Genomic DNA, 22,314 nt, shown 5'->3' with positions numbered 1-22,314 from the left:
GTGTAATTCAAATTGTTGACGCCAATATTTTCTGACCGACTAATCTAAGTATTGAACTGCAAGCCCCCAATTGGATTTGTCGAGGCTTTCTCATGCAGCGGCGTTCACATTCCTTAGCGATCCGTCTTACGGCAGGTATTGTTTCCATCATTTTGTGTGTCTACGCGCTGGCGGGCCTGGCGCTCTACCAGAGCAAGCAACAGCATGAACTTCAAGCGATCATCACAACGGAGAACCTGGCGCGATCCTTGGCAATAAACGTCTCTGGCATCCTTGATAAAGTTGATGTCGCCCTGTTTGCTGTCACCAGCGAAATCGAGCGGCAAATGGCTGCCGGAGGCATTGATGGGGCGTTGCTCAACGAGTATCTGACACAGCAGCAGGCACATATTCGCGATTGCGAAGGGCTGTGGGTGGCGGATGAGAAAGGTGATGTCCCTTGGGGGACAATAATGACCGCCGGCAAGGTAACGAATATAACCGACCGAGAGTATTTCCAACGCCTGCGTGAGAATTCGCATCTCGGAATGGTCGTATCCAAGCCCGTGATAGGACGCAGCACAAAAGCCTGGTCGGTTCTCCTGTCCAGACGCATAAACCACACTGATGGCTCCTTTGCAGGTGTGGCGCTGGGCTCGTTGCGGATGATGGAGTATTTCACCGACATGTTTTCCACTATTGATGTTGGCAAACAAGGCGTCATCTCTATTCGTGATGAAGAGATGGCGCTCATCGTCCGGTATCCGAAAGTCGCGAATGAAAGCGGGCAAGTAGGCGCCAAGCTTGTTTCAGCCGAGGCTGCAGCAGCGATTCGATCGTCCCCGGAGGCCGGAAGCTACACCGCAGTTGCTCCAGTAGACGGCATCGAGCGACTCTACAGCTATCGAAAAATTGCGAATTACCCTCTCTATATTTTCGTCGCGCAGAGCACCGACGACTTTCTTGTTTCCTGGCGAAAGGAAGTGGTCATCACGCTGTTACTGGCGACAGTTTTCACGTTGGCAATTCTTGTTTTCACACGTACCAGCTATAGGCGTGAAACTGAATCGCGCAAGGCGAAAAAAATGGAGGTCTTTCGGACCGTGTTCCGCACCAGCCCGGACAGTCAAGTCATCACCCGCCTTGAGGATGGGCGACTGATTGAGGTCAATGACGGATTTACGCCTGTATTTGGCTGGACACGGGAAGACACTGTTGGCAAAACGGTTTTTGATATCGATATCTGGCGCTATCCGGAAGATCGTCATGCCGCAGTTCGTCTCTTGCAGCAAAACGGATATTTCATTGATCGTGAGGCTGAATTTGTCAGCAAGGATGGCCGGAAGTGGCCCGGTCTGATTTCGGCGCACGTGATGACCCTGAATGACACCCTGTGCATTCAGGCGACTATCCGCGACATCAGCGACCGAAAGGCTGCCGAGCAGCAAATCCAGCGACTGTCGTTCTCTGACCAGCTCACGGGGTTGCCAAATCGGCGCCTCTTTATGGATCGGCTGGAACAGGCTTTGATTTCCAGTGCTCGCCATCAATGGATGGGGGCATTGATGTTTGTCGATCTTGATGACTTCAAGTCCATCAACGAAACCCTGGGCCATGGCCAGGGAGACTTTTTTCTAAATGAAATCGCCCAACGACTGAGGCGTTGTGTGCGCGAGGGTGACACCGTCGCCCGCCTTGGTGGCGACAAGTTCGCGATAATTCTGGAGAGCCAGAGCACTTATCCGCAGGAAGCGGCGAGCCATGCTGAAAACATGGGCGAAAAAACGCTGCGGGAGATCGGACAGCCTTTTGAACTGCTTGCATCCACACTGCATCGAACCTGCAGTATCGGCATTACTCTGTTCGGCGAGCAGCATGAAGATGCCAGCGAGCCGTTGAAACGCGCCGAGTTGGCCATGTACCAGGCCAAAGCCTGCGGGCGCAACGTCTTGCGCTTTTTCGACCCCCAAATGCAGGCGGCCGTCAGCGCTCGAATCACCCTTGAAGATGGCCTGCGCGAGGCTATCAAGCAACACCAGATCCTGCTGCACTATCAGCCGCAGGTCACGGACGAAGGTCGCATTACAGGGGTGGAAGCGTTAGTGCGCTGGGAAGACCCGCTCGGCGGTATGATTTTTCCGGCAGATTTCATTCCACTGGCAGAGGCGAGCGGCTTGATCATTGCGCTAGGCCGGCAGGTGTTGGAAATGGCCTGTCAGCAGTTGGCGGTATGGGCAGGCAGACCCGGGTTCTCGCACCTGATCATCGCCGTCAATGTCAGTACTCGTCAGTTTAATCAGGACGACTTTGTCGAACAGATCCGGTCTGTGCTCAAGCGCTGCGTTGCCAATCCTCATCGTCTTAAGCTGGAAATTACTGAAAGCATGCTGGTCTCCAACGTCGAGGATGTGATTGCCAAGATGATTGCGTTGAAGTCCATCGGCGTTGGCTTTTCGCTGGACGACTTTGGCACCGGTTATTCCTCCCTGTCGTACCTCAAGCGCCTGCCGCTGGACCAGCTCAAGATCGATCAGGGATTTGTACGCGATATCCTGGTGGACCCAAACGATGCTGCAATCGCCAAGACGGTGGTCGCGCTGGCCAGCAGTATGAGTTTGTCGGTTATTGCCGAGGGTGTTGAAACGCAAGCGCAGCGTGACATGTTGGCGGCTTTGGGTTGCCGTAACTATCAGGGATATCTATTTGGCCGCCCCATGGCAATCGACGTATTGGAGCAGTACATCGAAGGCGCAATGGGCCTCGTCCTTACAGATCGCTCGGGGTATCGGCGTCAGTGAGGCCCCCATAGTTTGTAGCGGCTTTTGACCGGGCAAAGCGCTGGCCGACTTTGCCGGGCATCACCGAACCGAGGTAATCGTGATGGGAATTGCGCATTGCAAGGGCTGGGAAAATGGGTGGGCGACACGGGCTATTCGCACATTTGCAGAATTTTCTTAGTGATATATCTGCCTGGATTTGACGTATCGGCGTGCACTGGGTGCGTGTGGTTGTCAGCACGTACGTGTTGAGCGGGCAACTCGACAGGGCACAACCCAATAAGAAAAAAAGGGAAAGACCGTGAATCATGTATTTCGCCTTGTCTGGAGTGCACGTGCAGGTACTTTCGTAGCCGTCAGCGAGTATGCGAAATCCCATGGAAAAGGTCGCAGCGGTGGGCGGCGGGGTCGCAGGCTCCGGACGCTGACCTTGTTGCTGTCGGCGGGCATGGCGTTCAGTCCGATACTGCAGGCAGCCGATCGGTATTGGGATACCAACGGCACGGCACTGGGCTCGGGGGGGGCCGGCACCTGGAATCTCTCCGCGGCTTTCTGGAGCCCCAACAGCGACGGCGTCAGTGGCCCCTACAGCGCCTGGAACAACGCCGCGCTGGACGACGCCTTCTTCGGCGGCACCGCCGGCACCGTGACCCTGGGCACGCCGATCACCGCGCACAACCTTACCTTTCAGAGCACCGGTTACACGCTCAGTGGCAGCACCCTGACCCTGGGGGGGATCACGCCCACCATCAACGTTACCGGCGCCGCCACCATCAACTCGATCCTGGCTGGCGGCGCGGGTCTGACCAAGACGGGGGCGGGCACCCTCAGCCTCAACGGCGCCAACACCTTCAGCGGTGGTGTCGTGGTCAATACCGGCGGCCTGAGCCTCAACGGCGATTCCGCGCTGGGTGCGGCGGGCAACGGTGTCACCATGGCCAGTGGGACAAGCTTGAGTAGCACCGGTGCCCTCGCAACGAGCCGGAACATCACCCTCGCCGGTGGCAGCGTCTTGCTGAGCGGCGCCGGGGTGGGCTCGGCCCGCTTCACCGGCGCAGGCGGCCTCAGGCTCAATAGTGGTGTCAGCCTCACCAACGCCGCCAGCACCTATACCGGGGCGACCATTTTCGGTAACGGGGGTGGCGGCAGCTTTTCGTTCAACTCCATCGCCGATTTGGGCGTGGCCAGTTCCCTGGGGGCGCCAACAACGGTGGCCAATGGCACCATCACGCTTGGGTCCGGCGGTGGTGTTGGTGCAACACTGAGCTATTTTGGTGCCGGCAGCAGTTCCAACCGCAACTGGCAGTTAAACGCCGCGGGCACCGTGGCGCCGCTCACCTTCCGCAACATAGGGACGGGCACGTTGACACTGACCGGCAACATGGTCGTGTCCGGTGGCAGCACCTATGGCACCAACTTCTTTGCCAGTTCGGGTGACATGTCATTGCTGGGCATCATTTCAGGCAATGGGTTGGTCTCCTATACCGGTGGCGCCGGAAGAACCATAACGCTTGGCAACGTCAATACGTATACGACCGCCACCGGCATCAACGGCGTAACGGTGCGGGCCGGTTCGCTCAAGGACATCGGCACCGCCAGTTCCTTTGGTGCCGGCGCAGTGGGAAATGGCATCGGCATCACCAACGGCGCCGTCATCTACACCGGCGCTGGCGACAGCAGCAATCGGACATGGGGGCTAAACGGCGGCGCGATCAACAACGACGGCACTGGCGCGCTTGCGCTCAGCGGCACACTGGCACTCACCAACACCGGCACGCTTGGCGGCAGCTACAGTGGTGCCGACAACCTCTTCTCGGGCGTTATTTCAGGTTCGGGTGGCCTGGCCAAGAACGGCGCCTCCACCTGGCTGGTCAGTGGCGCCAATACCTACACCGGTAGCACCACGGTCAATGGCGGCACGCTCCGTGCCGGCAGCACCACAGCTTTTGGAGCAACCAGTGGGGTCGCCGTGAACAGCGGGGGTACGCTGGACCTCAACGATCTGGACATCACGGTGCGCTCGTTGGCCGGTACGGGTGGCACCGTCGACCTGGGATCGGGGACGCTGACCCTGAACGATGCTGCGGGTATCAGTACCGCCTACGCCGGCAACATCACCGGCAGCGGTGGCCTCATCAAAACCGGAGCCAGCACGCAGACCCTCACCGGGACCAACACCTATACAGGTGCGACCACCGTCAACGGTGGCACGCTGCGGTTGGACTACAGTGCAGCCACCGCGCCCACCAGCAACATCATTTCCAGCGCCTCGACCCTGAACATGGGCGGCGGGGTGCTCAATACGATCGGTGCTGCTGGCGAGGCCAACACGCAGACGTTCAACGGTCTCTTGGTCACCGCAGGCAACAACACGATTGGCGCGACATCCGGTACCGGCGGCAGCATGGCGCTCAACCTGGGGGCGATCACCCGCACCAATGGCCTGGTCAATTTCAACTTGCCGGGCAGTGGCAACATCACCACCACGAATACCACCCTGGGCGGTTGGGCTACGGTCAACGGCACCAATTACGCCAAGGTGGTCGGTGGCAACATCCTTGCTTTCACCACGACGGACTATGTCAACAAGGACAATGCTTCTACCTGGCTGAACAACGAGATCCTCAGCGATGCGGGTGGCACTGCGAACTCGCCCTTTTTCGGCACGGTGAGCGGCAGCAAGCAGATTGGCGGCTTGCAGTACACCGCGGCAGCCAACTCCACCGTGACCGTGGGCGCCGGTAATACCCTGGGCGTGGATGGCACCATCATCGTTGCGCCGTCGGTCGGGGCCAACAATCAGACGATCACGGGCGGTTCGCTCACCGGTACCTCCGGCGGTGGTGTGCTGGGCATCCAGCAGAACGGCACCGGCAACTTCACCATAGCGTCCCAGATCGTCAACAACGGTGGCGCAATCGGCTTGACCAAGGCCGGTACCGGGCTGGTCACGCTGACCAACGCCAACAACACCTACACCGGCGCCACCAGCGTGTCGCAGGGGATCCTCTCAGTCGGCAACATTACCAACGGCGGCACGGCGAGCGGCATCGGCGCCTCGTCCGCGGCATCGTCCAACCTGTTGCTGGAAGGCAGCACGCTGCGCTACACCGGTGCCACGACGACCAGCGACCGCGGTTTCACCATTGCCAAATCCGGCTCGATCCTGGGCAGTACCGTCGATGTCACCAGTGCCGCCAGCAACCTGACGTTCAACGGTCCGGTCACCAGCGCCGATGGCGCCACTTTCACCAAGACCGGCGCCGGCACGCTGACGCTGGGCAACGCGGGCAACGACTACACCGGCATCACCACTGTCTCCGGCGGCACGCTGGCGGTCAACACCCTGGCCAATGGCGGCCTGGTCAGCGGCATCGGTGCGTCCGGCAATGCTTCGGGCAATCTCATCCTCAATGGCGGCACGCTCGATTACCTCGGTGGTACGTCCAGCACCGATCGTGGTTTCACCGTCGGCACCCCCGGTGCTGGCGGCAGCGTGGGTGCCATTGGCGTCAGCAACGCGGCCACCACCTTGACCGTCAGTGGTACGGCAGTGGGTGATGATGGTTTTCGCAAGGACGGGGCGGGCACCCTGGTGCTCTCCGGCACCAATACCTACTCGGGCGGTACCACGGTCGCTGCCGGCACGCTGCGCGCTGGGTCCACCCAGGCTTTTGGCACTTCAAACAACGGCCTGAGCGTGGCGAGCGGAGCCACGGCGGATCTCAACGGTTTCAATATCTCGGTCGGGGCGCTACAGGGCCTCGGCAATGTGAACCTGGGCTCCGCCACGCTAACGTCGCTTCTCAGCGGGACCTTCGGCGGGGTCATCAGCGGTAGTGGCGGCTTTACGCAGGGCGGCGGCACCCAGACCATGTCCGGTTGCAACAATACGTACACCGGCGCCACCGCCATGAACAACGGTGGGATTAACGTTGATTGTCTGGCCAATGGCGGGCAGGCAAGCGGTATCGGCGCATCGACCAGCGCTGCTTCCAACGTTCTGTTCAACAACGGTACTCTCAATTACACCGGTGGCAACGTCAGCATCGATCGCGGGCTGACGATGCAGAGCGGGTTTGGCGTGCTTAACGTCACCAATGCGGCGACCACCCTGGGCATCAGCGGAGCGGTGGGCGGCGCTGGCACCCTGTACAAGAGAGGGCCCGGCACGCTGGTACTGTCTGGCAACAATACGTACACCGGCGGCACAGTGGTCGATCAGACCGGCATCCTGCGCGCCGGCTCAGCCACGGCCTTTGGCAATGGCTACCTGAGCATGGGCAACGTGGCCGGCGCCACGCTGGATACCAACGGTTTCAATCCGACGTTCACGTGGTTGCAAGGTGGCGGCACCACGGGCGGCAACATCAACCTGGGCGGGCAGACGCTGACGATCAGCTCCGGCAACAACACGGCTGGCGTTGCTTATGCAGGCAACATCAATGGCACCGGCAACCTGGTCAAGAACGGCGTGCAGGTCCAGCGAATGTCCGGATGCAACAATAGCTACACCGGCACCACCACGATTAACGGCGGCACCCTGGCCGTCGACTGCCTGGCCGACGGCGGCAGCAACAGTGGCACCGGCGCCAGCAGCGCGGCGGCGAGCAACCTGGTCGTCAACGGTGGCGCCACCCTGTCGTACGTCGGCACGGGCCAAAGCAGCGATCGCCTGTTCACGCTCGGCGCGGGCGGTGGCTCGCTGGATTCCTCGGGCACAGGAGCATTGAACCTGACCAACGTCGGCGCCATTGCGTTGACCGGCACCGGCGTCGCGCGCACGTTGACGCTCAACGGCACCAACACCGGCAACAACACGCTGTCGGCGCAGCTCGACAACAACGGTGCGGGCGTCAGCTCGCTGACCAAGACCGGCGCCGGCACCTGGATCCTGACCAACAACACCAGCAACTACACCGGTGTCACCACCATTAACGGCGGCGTGCTCGGGGTCAGCAAACTCAGCAATGGCGGCACGGCCAGCGGCATCGGTGCAGCGTCCAGCGCGGCTTCCAACCTGGTGATTGGCAACGGCTCGACCCTGCGCTACACCGGCGCGGGCGACAGCAGCAACCGACTGTTCACGTTGGCGGGCGGTGTTTCGTTCATCGAATCGTCGGGTACGGGCGCTGTCAACCTCACCAATACCGGCACGATCGGGCTATCGAATCCGAACGTGGCGCGCACCGTCGCCCTGGGCGGCACCAACACGGGCAACAACACCGTGGCCGGCGTGATCGGCAACAGTGGCACTGGTATCACCACGCTGGCCAAAAACGGTAGCGGCACTTGGGTCCTGACCGGCAACAACACGTACACCGGCAACACCGTCATCAACGACGGCAACCTGACAATCGGCGACGGCAACACGTCGGGCAATCTCGGCACCGGAAACGTGATCGTCGATGCGACGACCTCGACATTGTCGATGAACCGCAGTGACACGGTCAGCTTCAATGCCACCATGAGCGGTCCGGGCACGTTTGCTCAAGTAGGCATCGGCACCACCACGCTGACCGCGGACAACAGCATTGGCGCCACCACGGTGAGCGCGGGCACGCTGGACGTGAATGGTGTGCTGAACACTGGCGCCATCGCCATGACTGGCACCTCCACCCTCAACGTGGACGGCACCGTGCAAGCGGCGGGCGCAACGACTGCCGCGATCACCGGCGACGCAGGCGCCAGCACGATCAACGTCAACAGCGGTGCGACCCTGCGCGCCAACGGCGACCTGGGCGATGGCAGCGATGCCCTCAACGTGACCGGTACGCTGGACACGGGTGCCGCGGTGTTGAACCTGGGCGCTGGCAACGACACCCTGACCATCAATGATGGCGTGATCAACGGTGCCGGCGTCGACGCGGGTGCCGGCACCGCCGACAGTCTGGTAATCAACAACGCCCTGGCGAAGACCTTCGGTGGTTTCAGTGGCTTCGAGCAATTGACCAAGCAGAACGCGGGCACGCTGACGCTGACCGGCAACCAGAGTTACAGCGCCGGTACCGCGATCAACGGCGGCACGCTGGATGTGAGCGGCACGCTCGATACCTCGACCGTCTCGATGGCGGACGCCACCACCTTGAACGTGGATGGCACGGTGCAGGGCATGGGCGGGACGCCTACAACCCTCACCGGCAGCGCCGGCGCCAACACCCTCAACATCAACAGCGGCGCGACGCTGCAAGCAAACGGCAGCCTTGGCGATGGCACCGACAACGTGTCCCTCGCAGGTACGCTCAACACGGGCGGCGCCGCCCTCGACCTGGGCGCGGGGGACGAAACCGTGACCCTTCATGACGGCGCCGTGATCAGTGGCGTGGGCATCAACGCCGGAACCGGCAATGACCAGTTGGTGCTCGACAATGCCCTGGCGCTGACCTTCAACGGCGGCGCGACCGCGGGTTTCGAAAGCCTGCTCAAACAAAATAGCGGCGTCGCCACCCTGACCGGCAGTCAGAGCTTCAGTGTCGGCACCACGCTCAACGGCGGCACGCTGGATGTGGCGGGTGCGCTGGAAACGCCATCCGTGAACCTGGCCGACAATGTGACGCTCAATGTCGATGGCTCACTGCAAGGGGCTGGCGGAGCCGCGGCCACGATCACCGGCAGTGCCGGCGCGAATACCTTGACGGTGGGGGCTGGCGGCCACCTGGTCGCCAGTGGCGATCTGGGGGGCGGCGACGATGTCCTGGACGTCGCCGGCACGCTCGACACCGGTGGCGGCACGTTCGCACTCGGCGACGGCGATGACACCCTGAGCATCCACGACGGCACCCACATCATCGGCGCCGTGACAGCGGGCGCGGGCACCGATACTTTCGCCACTGATATCAGTACCAGCGCAGACGTGGGCGCCGTGCAAGGGTTTGAAACCCTGACCAAGACCGGCGTTGGCTCACTCAACTTCAATGGCCCGACGGGTTCGGACTTCACGACCGTCAACGTGCTGGCCGGCATCTTGAACATCAATGCCGCTGCCAGCTTTACCGGTGTAACGGACGCGACGGTCGCCAGCGGCGCGGCGCTGAACGTCAACGGCAACCTGGGTTTCACCACCGGCTCTGACAGCCTCACCGTTGCAGGCAATGTTGCGGGAACGGGCACCATCGACATGCTCGATGGCGACGATCAGTTAACGCTACAGGATGGCGCGGATCTGAGCGGTCTGACGACCGCGATCGATGGTGGCCTCGGCATCGATACGCTGACGGCCGACATCGCCACCACCGCGGTCCTGGGTGGCGCGGTCAATTTCGAAACCCTGATCAAATCCAATGTCGGCACGCTCAACATCAACGGCCCGTCGACTTCGCAGTTCGATACGGTGCTGGTGCAGGGCGGGACGCTGCACATCGCCGCGGGCACCATCGTCGATCCGCAAACCACCGTGGTGTCCTCGGGCGCAACCATGACCGTGGACGGGACGTACCAAGGCACCACGGGCAACGACACGTTCACGGTGTCGGGCACGGTCAATGGCACGGGCACGATCAACCTGCTCGGCGGCGACGACATACTGACCTTGAACGACGGCGCTGACCTGAGCGGGCTGGCCAATCCACTCGACGGTGGCGCGCATGGCGCAGGCGACACGGTCGTGTTGAACAACGCCGGCGCATTTGCCCTTAACGGCGGCAACATCGTCAACTTCGAATTTCTGCAGAAGGACAATACCGGCACGGCGACGCTGACCGGGACACAGAGCTTCAGCGGCGGCACCGCGATCAATGGCGGCACACTGGATGTGGACGGTGCGATGACGACCCCGACCGTGACGCTGGCCGACAACACAACGCTTAATGTCAATGGCTCGCTGCAGGGCGCGGGCGGTACGGCCTCGACGATCACGGGCAGCGCCGGCATCAACACGGTAACGGTCAATGGCACGCTGGTTGCGACCGGCGACCTTGGGGCCAGCGACGATGTGCTCGACGTGGTCGGCACGTTCGACACGCAAGGCGGGACCTTCGCTCTGGGCGATGGCGACGACACCTTCACCGTGCACGACGGTTCCAATGTCATCGGCACCATCGACGGTGGTGCCGGCGTGGATACCCGCGTCTACGATATCAATCTGACCGCCAACCTGGGCCAGTTGGTCAACTTCGAAGGCGTGACCAAGACCGGTAGTGGCACTCTCAACCTCAACGGCCCCGGCGCGACCGATCTGCAGGAGGTCAGCGTGCTGGGCGGTACGTTGAACATCGGACCCGCCGGCAGCGTGGTGGCGACCCCGGGCAGCACGCTCACCACCTTGGTTGGTAGTGGTGCGACGTTGAACGTGGACGGCAGCTATGGTTGCGGCGACGGCAACGATGCCATGACGGTGTCCGGCACGGTGTCGGGTTCCGGCACCATCGACCTGTGTGACGGCGATGACACGCTGACCCTCAATGATGGCGCAGTGCTGAGCAGCGTCGTCAGCGGCGGCAACTCCGTCGCCGTCGGCGACACCGTAGTGCTGAACAACGCCAATGCCTTTACGTTCGACGCTGGCAACACGACCAACTTCGAACTCCTGCAGAAGGAAAACACAGGTGTCGCGACCCTGATCGGAACCCAGGGATTCAACAGCGTCAACGTGTTGGCGGGCACGCTGGATGTGGACGGCACGCTGGAAACGTCGGATTTGGTTCTGCTTGGCGGCACGACGCTCAACGTTAACGGCGTGGTAAGAGGTATCAATGGCGCCGAAGCGGTCGTCGGCGGTGACGATGACGTCAACACGGTAAAGGTTGGGGCCGGTGGCTTGCTGTTCGCGACAGGCGATCTGGCGGGCGGCAACGACGTGCTGGACGTGTTCGGTGAGCTCAATACGAATGGCAGCAGTTTCAGCGGCGTTTTCTCGCTGGGCGACGGCGACGATTTATTCACCCTGCACGACGGGGGGGTGGTGAATGGCGTCGTCTACGGCGGCGATGGCACCGACACCGCCATCGCCGATATCAACCTGACTGCCGACCTCGGCGCATTGGCTCAGTTTGAAGTCCTGACCAAGACCGGTGTTGGCACCCTGAACATCAACGGCGATACCGTCGGCGTGTTGTTCCCGTCCACCATCCAGAACGTCAACGTGCTCGAGGGCACATTGAACATCGGGCCGGATGGCATCGTGGCGGGGCCCGCCGACGGTAGTCCGTTCAATACGCTCGTCGCGAGTGGCGCCACCCTCAACGTAGACGGCAGCTACGGCTGCGGCACCGGTAACGATACGATGACCGTCGGCGGCACGGTGACCGGCAGCGGTACCATCGATCTGTGTGACGGCGACGACACGCTGATCCTGAAAGACGGTGCGAATCTGTCGGGTCTGGTCAACGCGCTGAGTGGTGGAAACGGAACGGATACGGTGTTGGCCGACATCGCCGGCAGTGCGATCCTGGGGGGCGTAGTCAACTTCGAGACGCTGACCAAGACCAACATTGGCACGCTCAATGTCGATGGTCCCGCGTCGTCGTCGTTCACCACGGTCAATGTCCTCGGCGGCACGCTGCATATCGGTGCCGCTGGCGCGATCAACGGCGTGGTTAGCACGACGGTGGCGAGCGGTACGACCTTGAATGTCGATGGTGTCTACACAGGCAGCGCAGGCAACGACAGCTTCGACGTGTCCGGCACGGTCAGTGGCAGTGGGACCATCGACCTGGCCGCCGGCGACGACACGCTGACCCTCAACGACGGAGCGGTGCTGAACAACGTCATCGACGGCGGCGCGAACGGCGCAGGCGACACCGTCGTGCTGAACAACGTCAACGCTTTTACGTTCGACGCTGGCAACACGGCCAACTTCGAATTCCTTCAGAAGGACAACACTGGCACGGCGACGTTGACCGGGACACAGAGCTTCAGCAGTGGCACCACCCTCAACGGCGGCACGCTGGATGTGGACGGTGCGCTGAGTACGCCGACCATGGCGCTTGCCGACAACACGACGCTCAATGTCGATGGTTCGCTGCAGGCCACGGGCGGCACGGCCGCGACGATCACCGGCAGTGTGGGCATCAATACCGTCACTGTGGGGGCGGGTGGCACGCTGCTGGCCAATGGCGACCTAGGCGCGGGCAACGATGTGCTCGATGTCGCCGGCACACTCGACACCGGGGGCGGAATCTTTGCGCTGGGCGATGGCGACGATACCTTCACCGTGCACGACGGCACCAATATCATTGGCACCATCGACGGTGGCGCCGGCCTGGACACCCGAGTCTATAACATCAACCTGACCGCTGATCTGGGCTCGCTGGTCAATTTCGAAGGCGTGACCAAGACCGGTGTCGGCACCCTTAACATCAACGGTCCCGCCGCGACCGACCTGCAGCAAGTCAATGTGCTCGGCGGCACGCTGAACATCGGTCCAGGCGCCACAGTATCCGCGCAGGACACCACGGTCGGAAATGGCGCGACGTTGAACGTGGACGGCAGCTTCATCGGCACGAGCGGTAACGACACAATGACCGTAGCCGGTACGCTGACCGGCACGGTCGCCGTCGACCTGCTCGACGGCGACGACACTTTCATTGTCCAGGATGGCGCCGATCTTTCGGGCCTGGCGAATGCCGTAGACGGTGGGGCGGGCACCGATACTTTGCTGGCGGACATCGCAGGCAACGCCACGCTGGGCGGCGCAATCAATTTCGAGACCCTGAGCAAGACCAACATCGGCACGCTCCACGTCGATGGGCCGGCGAGCTCGAGCTTCACTACCGTCAATGTGAGGGGTGGCACGCTGGACATCGGTGCCGGCGGTGCGATCAACGGCGTGGTGACCACGACGGTTGCCACCGGTGCCACCTTGAACGTGGATGGCAGCTACACAGGCAGCGCGGGCAACGATAGCTTCGACGTGTCCGGCACGGTCAGCGGCAGTCTCATCATCGACCTGGCCGCCGGCGACGACACATTGACCCTCAACGACGGCGCGGTGCTGAACAACGTCATCGACGGTGGCGCGAACGGCGCAGGCGACACCGTCGTGTTGAACAATGCAGCGGCAATGACGTTTGATAGCAGCAATACGATCAACTTCGAGTTCCTTGCCAAGAACAACATCGGCGTCGCGACCCTGGTCGGCACCAGTACCTTCTCCGGTGGTACCACGCTCAATGCCGGCACTCTGGATGTGGATGGCACGTTGAATACGCCGACCGTCGCGCTGGGTGACGACACCACGCTGAATGTCGACGGCAGGTTGCAGGCGGTGGGCGGTACGGCGGCGACGATCACCGGCACTGCCGGCACCAATACGGTGTCGATCGGTGCGGGCGGCACGCTGCTGGCCAGTGGCGATCTGGGCGCGGGCAACGACGTGCTGGATGTCGCCGGCACACTCGACACCGGGGGCGGAATCTTTGCACTGGGTGATGGCGACGACAGCTTCGTGGTGCACGACGCTACCGTGGTGCTGGGCACGATCGACGGCGGCGCCGGGCTCGATACCCGCGTCTACGACATCAACCTGACCGCCAACCTGGGCGAATTGGTGAACTTCGAGGGCGTGACCAAGACCGGGGCCGGCGTGCTCAACATCAACGGGCCAGGCGCGACCGATCTCCAGGAAGTCAGCGTGCTGGGCGGTACCCTGAATGTCGGCCCCAACGCCAGTGTGGTGGCGACCGCTGGCAGCACGCTTGCCACCGTGGTGGGCAGCGGTGCGACGTTGAATGTGGACGGCAGCTACGGCTGCGGCGCCGGCAACGACACGATGAGCGTATCGGGCACCGTCAGTGGCAGCGGCACCATCGATCTGTGTGGCGGCGACGACACATTGACGCTCAACGACGGCGCGGTGCTGAACACCGTCATCGACGGTGGCGCGAATGGCGCAGGCGACACAGTCGTGTTGAACAATGCAGTGGCGATGACGTTCGACGGCGTCTACACAACCAACTTCGAATTCCTCACCAAGGACAACGTCGGCGTCGCGACCCTGGTCGGCACCAGTACCTTTTCCGGTGGTACCGCGCTCAATGCCGGCACCCTGGACGTGGCTGGCACGTTGAATACGCCGACCGTCGCGCTGGGGGACAACACCACGTTGAATGTCGACGGCAGGTTGCAGGCGGTCGGCGGTACGGCGGCGACGATCACCGGCACTGCCGGCACCAATACGGTGTCGATCGGTGCGGGCGGCACGCTGCTGGCCAGTGGCGATCTGGGCGCGGGCAACGACGTGCTGGATGTCGCCGGCACACTCGACACCGGGGGCGGGATCTTTGCACTGGGTGATGGCGACGACACGCTGATCATCCACGACGGCACTCATATTCTGGGTACGGTGGCAGCAGGAGCAGGCAACGACGTCTTTAATGCCGACATCGCGGTGAGCGCCGATCTGGGCGCCGTGCAGGGCTTCGAGACCTTGAGCAAGAGCAATGTCGGCGTGCTCAACATCAACGGCCCATTGGGGTCGGAATTCACCACGGTCAACGTGCTCGCAGGCACCTTGAACGTGGGCGCCAATGGCAGCGTCACGGCGCAGAACACGACCGTCGCCGCCGGTGCCACGCTCGACGTGCAGGGCCGTTACACGGGTACTGCCGCAGATGACAGCTTCACCTCCAAAGGCACCGTGCGCGGCGCGCTGGACTTCGGTGCCGGTAATGACTCGGCCAGCTTCATCGGTGGCGATCTGAGCGGTCTGCGCAGTCTGGGTGGGGGGGATGGCGATGACCACCTCAGTTTCAGTGGCCTGGACCTCAGTGCCGGTGCTCCGGCGCTGAGCAATTGGGAGCAAGTCGAATTAGTCGACGGCAGCGTTTTCGCGCTGGCCAGTCCACTCGATCTGAACGGTGGTCTACTGACCCTGGACAGCACTTCGCGCCTGCTCGCTCGCTCCGGTGCAAGCGTTGGAGGAAGCGTTCATAACGACGGCCTGATTGATGTCGGATCCCACCGTCTGGCGATCAGCGGCGACTACGGCGGTAACGGCACCCTCGACGTCCAGGTCGCGGCCTCCGCCGGTACGTCTGGTGGGTTGGACATAGGCGGTGATGTGGTCGGTACGACGCGCGTCAATTTCGCCAACGATGGTACTGAGGCCAAGCCGGGGACAACGATCCGAGTCATCAGCAGCCCTAATGACAATCCGTCAACCGCCGGAGGCTTCGTGTCGGACAAGACCGTGCGTTTAAACGGTAGTGTCCTGGCCTGGAATTTCGCTCAGGGCAAGAATGACTCGGACTGGTATTTGAGTTCAGCCGACAAGCTGCTGTTGCCGGAGATTCCCGGCTATACGGTGGTGCCGGATATCGGCTATAGCATGACTCTGGATAACAACCGACTGCTGTTTGACCGCATGGCCGGCGGTCGTGGGGATAACCCCTATTGCAACCGCAGCGAGGAAGAGCGCACGCGCATTGGTCTGGAGTGGTTCGGCACCTGCGAAGGGCTGTGGCTGGCCGCCATCGGCAGTCACTTGTCGATGGAATCGAATCCGGGGTTCGAGTTCGATGGCAACAGCACCGGGCTCTACGCCGGCTTCGACCATCTGTTTGTGGACGAACAGGCTTACCGCATGCGAGGCGGTCTGTTCATCGGCCAACAGCGGGGCAATTACTCGACCACCGGCGAGGGTTCGACCGGCCAGGTGAGTGTGGGCAGATCTAACGTGGACATGGACGCACTGGCGTTTGGCGCCTATGGAAGCCTGGATTGGCAGAGCGGCACCTATGCCGACCTGAGTCTGACGGCTCTGCTGCCCGATGCGCATGTCCGTTCGGCCGATGGCTTCAGCGAACAGGTGCACGGCGACATCTTGAGCCTCAGTGGACAAGTGGGTCACAGGTATCCCCTGAGCAACGGATGGGTAGTGGAGCCGCAGTTCCAGGCGAGTGCCATCTACATGCGCTGGGACGACAAGACCGACTCAAGCGGCAAGCAACTGAATATAAACGACGATGTACTGGGGTTAGTGAGGACTGCGGTGCGCGTCGAAAGGACCCTCAAGACGGATGGCGGCGCGACCCTGAAGCCTTGGCTGGCCGTAGGGTTGCAGGACACCGTGGGGGAGAACTCGACAAATCTGGAAGTCACACTGCCGGGCGGGACACGACAGAACTTCTCCGGACATGACCTGGGATTGAACGCGACGCTGGATGTGGGGCTGGAGGCCCAGGTCACTCAGGATCTGAAGGTGTTTGGCACGGCTTCGGTAATAGGCGCAAACCTGGGAGGTAGCGATGTGAGTCAGCAGCAGGTAAGCGTCGGGGTGCGCTGGTCTTGGTAAGGGGGGGCTGAAAGCGCCCTCCTCTATTGGCAAAGCCCACGATGGTGGCGGTCTGATGGTGCTGCGGAATTGCTTATACGTCGGAATCTGTAAGCCCAGCCCCGAAAAAAATCAGCCAATAAAGGTTTTTCACCGCATCGCTAGAGACCGCTGTTGGCCGACATCAGCCCGTCGCGACAGGCAGAATTCGGCCGATTCTGTTGAAAAAGTCGGTCATGGATTCCACGACAGAAAAGTACGCGTTTGAGATTGAAATCTTTACTTTGAGCAGTGGATTCCGGGTTCAGATTTCGCGTAGCGGCGCGCAAAAAAGGCGTTTTCAGCCGTCAGTATGCGGGCAGTCTGGAAGAACCGACTTTTTCAACAGAATCGGCCAAAAGTGGACGCTCGATTTTCAAAAAGTGCAATATCAGCGATATGGCGTCGCTAATGGGTTGGGCTCCAGTTGACTGGGGAAAACATCAAATTTTGGTCGATACCCCCTCCGCTTCTCGCTTGCCGCCGGTCACCTGAGCTTGAATTGGTTGTGTCAGCCTGTCCTTCGACTCGCCATCTGAAAATATCTGTCTCTTGGCTCAGACCTTCCTTAGCTTTGCCGTTAATCCGTTTAGTGGAATTTGTGATGTGGGCCGTCTAGGCTGAATTCAAAGTTTGGCAGGAGCGATAACCATGCCATCAGCGGATGACTCTACCCGGCAAGCGCGCAAAGAAACCCGTCTGTTCTTTTTTCTAATTGTCGTTTTTTTTCCTCTGCTGTCGGTGGCGATAGTGGGTGGTTACGGTTTCTTTGTCTGGTTTCTGCAAATGCTGCTCGGCCCTCCTGGTTCACTTCACTGATCGTTGTCCATCTTTAGCAAAAGACGGGGAGTACGGGTCATGGAAAAGACGCTGCATATTGCCAGTCTGGTGGTGCTTGCCCTTCCTGAGTTTTTCGAGGCGGTGAAAGCCAACTTGCGCTTGCTCGAAGGCGTTGAGCTGCATCAGGAAAGTCCCGCCGGCAAGCTGGTGGTGGTGCTGGAGATGGAAGAAGAAAGTGAGATTTCCCGGCGCATCAGTGAGATCAACGGCTTGCCGGGTGTACTCAATGCCGCCCTCGTTTATCACGAGATTCTCGATGTAACGGGAGAAAGCACATGCCTATGACTCGACGCGAGTTTGTCAAAGCCCAGGCTGCCGGGATCGCCGCAGCGGCGGCGGGGCTCCCGGTGTTTACATCCGCCAGCAACCTGATCACCGAAGAGGACCGGGTAGCCCTGGACTGGAATAAAGCGCCTTGCCGCTTTTGCGGTACCGGGTGCAGCGTCATGGTGGCAACAAAGGACAATCGGGTGGTCGCCACTCATGGTGATGTGAAAGCCGAGGTCAATCGCGGACTGAACTGCGTCAAAGGCTATTTCCTGTCGAAAATCATGTACGGCGTTGATCGGCTCACTCAGCCGTTGTTGCGCATGACCAACGGGCAGTATGACAAGCAAGGCGAGTTTCAACCGGTGTCCTGGGATCAAGCGTTTGATGTGATGGAGTTGAAGTTCAAGGAGGCGATAAAAAACAAAGGGTCCGAGTCCATCGCCATGTTCGGATCAGGTCAGTGGACCGTTTGGGAAGGCTATGCGGCCAACAAGTTGATGAAGGCGGGTTTTCGCTCCAATAACATTGATCCCAATGCGCGTCATTGCATGGCCTCGGCGGTCATGGGTTTTATGCGCACGTTCGGTATGGATGAGCCGATGGGGTGTTATGACGATATAGAAGTCACCGATGCGTTCGTGCTGTGGGGTTCAAACATGGCGGAGATGCACCCGATTCTTTGGAGCAGGGTGGCGGATCGCCGATTGAGTCAGCCCAACGTCAAGGTGGCCGTACTGTCGACCTTCGAGCATCGCAGTTTTGAGTTGGCCGACATACCCATGGTGTTCAAGCCACAGACGGACCTGTTTATCCTCAATTACATTGCCAACCACATCATTGAAAGTGGCTCGGTCAACAAGGACTTTGTCAGCAAACACACCAAATTTGCCAAAGGTACGGATGACATCGGCTACGGCCTGCGTTCCGATAACCCGCTGGAGATGAAGGCCCAAAATGCGGCCAAGGCGAACACTTGGAGTGACATCGACTTTGAGCAATTCGCGGCATTCGTAAAACCTTACACCCTTGAGCGCACCGCCAAGGAAACCGGCGTACCGGCCGAGCAACTCAAGGCCTTGGCTGAGCTGTATGCCGACCCGAAGCGCAAGGTGGTCTCCTTCTGGACCATGGGCTTTAACCAGCACACGCGGGGCGTCTGGGCGAATAACCTGATTTACAACATCCACCTGCTGACCGGAAAAATCAGCGAGCCGGGCAACAGTCCTTTTTCCCTGACGGGCCAGCCCTCGGCCTGCGGCACGGCGCGGGAAGTGGGAACGTTCTCCCATCGCTTGCCCGCTGATCTGGTGGTCACCAATCCAAAGCATCGCGCCACGGCGGAGAAAATCTGGAAATTGCCGCCAGGCACCATCAATGAAAAAGTCGGGTTCCATGCCGTGCAGCAGAGTCGGATGCTCAAGGACGGCGTGCTCAATGTGTATTGGACGATGGCCAGCAACAACATGCAGGCCGGCCCCAACATCATGCAGGAAGTGTTGCCGGGTTGGCGCAACCCCGAGAACTTCGTGATTGTCTCGGATGTGTATCCCACCGTCTCTGCCCAGGCGGCCGATCTGATTCTGCCCACAGCGATGTGGGTCGAGAAAGAGGGCGCTTACGGCAATGCGGAGCGACGCACGCAGTTCTGGCATCAATTGGTTTCGGCCCCGGGTGACGCCAAGTCCGACCTCTGGCAACTGGTTGAATTTTCCAAACGCTTTAAAACGGAAGAAGTCTGGTCCGAGGAAATATTGTCGGCCTCACCGCAGTACAAGGGCAAAACCCTGTACGAGGTGTTGTTCAAGAACGGTCAGGTCGATCAGTTCCCGCTTGATCAAATGGCGGCGGGCTATAAAAACGACGAAGCCCGGGATTTTGGTTTTTACCTGCAAAAAGGGCTGTTCGAAGAATATGCCCAATTCGGCCGTGGCCACGGTCATGACCTCGCCCCGTTCGATCTCTATCACACCGAACGAGGGTTGCGATGGCCCGTCGTCGATGGCAAGGAAACACGCTGGCGTTTCCGGGAAGGCTATGACCCCTACGTGGAGAAGGGCAGCGGTGTGCAGTTCTATGGCTATCCCGACAAGAAGGCGATTATTTTCGCGCTGCCCTACGAGCCCCCGGCGGAATCCCCCGACGCGGAGTTCCCATTCTGGCTGAGCACCGGACGAGTGCTTGAGCACTGGCACACCGGGTCGATGACGCAGCGTGTCGAGGAACTTCATAAAGCAGTCCCCGACGCATTGGTCTACATGCATCCGGCTGATGCCCAAGCCTTGAATGCCCGTCGAGGCAGCGAAGTGAAGCTGATCAGTCGACGCGGTGAGATGCGTGCGCGCATCGAAACCCGAGGGCGCAACAAGCCACCACAAGGCTTGGTTTTTGTGCCGTTTTTCGATGCCAACAAGCTGATCAACAAGGTCACACTCGATGCGACGGATCCCATCTCCAAGCAGACTGATTATAAAAAATGTGCGATCAGGATTGAGTTGATCAAGACGGCATAAGGAGCGCTCAGATGAAGAGTCATTTGCTGTCTTTGCTTGCTGCTCTGTTGCTGTGGATGCCGCTGGCATTCGCGGCGCAGCCCGATTACCCGCTGGATGCGCCTGCGCCGGATGGCCGGCGACCCGGAGGGACCTTGACCCAGGAATTTGCGGCACCGTTGATGGCTGATGACGAGAACAAGGACCTCAAGCGCGAGCGCAATTATCCTGACCAGCCGCCCACCATCCCCCACAGTATCCGGGGGTATCCGATCGACAAGAACAGCAACAAGTGCCTGTCCTGTCACAGCCGTGCCAATAGTGCCCGCACTCAGGCGCCGATGATCAGTATCACCCACTACATGGACCGTGATGGTCAGGCGCTGGCCGCTGTTTCGCCGCGTCGGTATTTCTGTACTCAGTGTCACGTGCCACAGAAAGACGTAAAGCCTCTGGTGGGCAACAACTTCAAGAACATTGACCAGGTGCTGCAAGACGAAATCAACGGCCAGCAGAAACCTTAAGGAGAGGCCATGAAATCCTTGCGTGCGCTGCTCAAAGACTATTGGGGCATTCTGCGTCGCCCCAGCGTGCATTACAGCCTGGGCTTTCTGACGCTCGGCGGGTTCATCGCCGGAGTGATTTTCTGGGGTGGTTTCAACACTGCGCTGGAAGCCACCAATACCGAGAAGTTCTGCATTTCCTGCCATGAAATGCGCGATAACGTGTTTGTCGAGTTGCAGGACACCATTCACTACACCAATCGTTCTGGCGTACGCGCCACCTGTCCGGACTGTCACGTCCCGCACGAATGGACGCACAAGATTGCCCGCAAGATGCAGGCTTCCAAAGAGGTGTGGGGCAAGGTGTTCGGAACGATCGACACCCGGGAAAAATTTCTCGGTATGCGGCGTGAACTGGCCGAGCACGAGTGGGGGCGGCTCAAGGCAAATGACTCCCGAGAATGCCGCAATTGCCATAACTTTGAATTCATGGACTTTACCCGCCAGGGCAAACGCGCCGCCAATATGCACTCCACGGCACTGGCCAGCGGTCAGGCGACCTGTATCGACTGTCATAAGGGCATCGCCCACAAGTTGCCTGACATGAGCGGTGTCAAAGGCTGGTAGTCGAATCGGTTGGGCTCTCACTTCGTTGCCGCCGAGCGGCATATCCGCGCTGGTTTTTCGACTTTGACACAATTCTCTCTCCCTCTCTGATAAACCCCAAACCCAATGTTTCAAGGGGGTTTAGCCTCTGTGCGCAAGTTGGTCTGCGGATTCCACGCGCACTTTGGCGCCCATTCTACAAACACTTGGACAGCGATCTCTCATTGATCCGGCCCACGCTCAGGCAGGCACCAACGCAGGATTACCCACTACCATCGGCCTCTTTTATCGAAGCAAAGAGGTCGTCGTAGAGCGTTTAGCCTTATGCGACACGTCGAATGTGGTGAATTCTCAAGTGTTCCTAAACGCTTAATTGCATCGCACATGGCCACCCATTGCATTGCCACTCACAAGACATTTGCATTCGCGGAGACCGCCGTTTGCATACGGTTGACCAATGCACACACAAGAGTCGACAGGCAGAGAACGGCCAATCTCCACCCTTCGTGAAGGGCAGCTATGGGTCGATTCTGTTGAAAAAGTCGGTCATGGATTCCACGACAGAAAAGTACGCGTTTGAGATTGAAATCTTTACTTTGAGC

At 60.3% G+C, this 22,314-nt stretch carries 7 protein-coding genes; all 7 read left to right on the top strand.

The window, feature by feature from the left end; all coding sequences use genetic code 11:
* Positions 1 to 92: 92 nt before the first annotated feature.
* The 7 genes from AC07N8_RS07625 (at position 93) to AC07N8_RS07595 (ending at position 21,733) form a co-directional block, all read left to right on the top strand.
* Positions 93 to 2,777: a bifunctional diguanylate cyclase/phosphodiesterase gene (locus AC07N8_RS07625; RefSeq protein ID WP_493142910.1), complete on the top strand. Its 2,685-nt coding sequence runs from the start codon at positions 93 to 95 to the stop codon at positions 2,775 to 2,777.
* 280 nt (positions 2,778 to 3,057) lie between these two features.
* Entirely contained in the window at positions 3,058 to 16,986 is a 13,929-nt protein-coding gene (locus AC07N8_RS07620) for an autotransporter-associated beta strand repeat-containing protein (RefSeq protein WP_493142908.1), read from the top strand.
* 669 nt (positions 16,987 to 17,655) lie between these two features.
* Positions 17,656 to 17,823: a periplasmic nitrate reductase, NapE protein gene (locus AC07N8_RS07615; RefSeq protein WP_150726924.1), complete on the top strand. Its 168-nt coding sequence runs from the start codon at positions 17,656 to 17,658 to the stop codon at positions 17,821 to 17,823.
* Positions 17,824 to 17,862: 39 nt separating this feature from the next.
* A complete protein-coding gene (locus AC07N8_RS07610; protein ID WP_429511138.1) occupies positions 17,863 to 18,129 on the top strand; it encodes a chaperone NapD in 267 nt (88 codons plus the stop codon).
* Positions 18,120 to 20,624 carry a nitrate reductase catalytic subunit NapA gene (gene napA, locus AC07N8_RS07605; protein ID WP_429511137.1) on the top strand — a complete coding sequence of 835 codons (2,505 nt, stop codon included), beginning with the start codon at positions 18,120 to 18,122 and terminating at the stop codon, positions 20,622 to 20,624. The genes AC07N8_RS07610 and napA overlap by 10 nt, the downstream gene beginning before the upstream one ends.
* A gap of 11 nt (positions 20,625 to 20,635) precedes the next feature.
* A complete protein-coding gene (locus AC07N8_RS07600; protein WP_223525583.1) occupies positions 20,636 to 21,127 on the top strand; it encodes a nitrate reductase cytochrome c-type subunit in 492 nt (163 codons plus the stop codon).
* 9 nt (positions 21,128 to 21,136) lie between these two features.
* Positions 21,137 to 21,733: a cytochrome c3 family protein gene (locus tag AC07N8_RS07595; protein ID WP_007943094.1), complete on the top strand. Its 597-nt coding sequence runs from the start codon at positions 21,137 to 21,139 to the stop codon at positions 21,731 to 21,733.
* Positions 21,734 to 22,314: the final 581 nt, after the last annotated feature.

The sequence above is a fragment of the Pseudomonas sp. GW821-FHT10C09 genome (assembly GCF_059415465.1).
This window is presented reverse-complemented; position numbering and strand designations above follow the sequence as displayed.

Coding starts and splice junctions, on each gene's coding strand:
- AC07N8_RS07625 (WP_493142910.1), top strand. CDS start 93: ATGCAGCGGCGTTCACATTCCTTAGCGATCCGTCTTACGGCAGGTATT.
- AC07N8_RS07615 (WP_150726924.1), top strand. CDS start 17,656: ATGCCATCAGCGGATGACTCTACCCGGCAAGCGCGCAAAGAAACCCGT.
- AC07N8_RS07610 (WP_429511138.1), top strand. CDS start 17,863: ATGGAAAAGACGCTGCATATTGCCAGTCTGGTGGTGCTTGCCCTTCCT.
- napA (WP_429511137.1), top strand. CDS start 18,120: ATGCCTATGACTCGACGCGAGTTTGTCAAAGCCCAGGCTGCCGGGATC.
- AC07N8_RS07600 (WP_223525583.1), top strand. CDS start 20,636: ATGAAGAGTCATTTGCTGTCTTTGCTTGCTGCTCTGTTGCTGTGGATG.
- AC07N8_RS07595 (WP_007943094.1), top strand. CDS start 21,137: ATGAAATCCTTGCGTGCGCTGCTCAAAGACTATTGGGGCATTCTGCGT.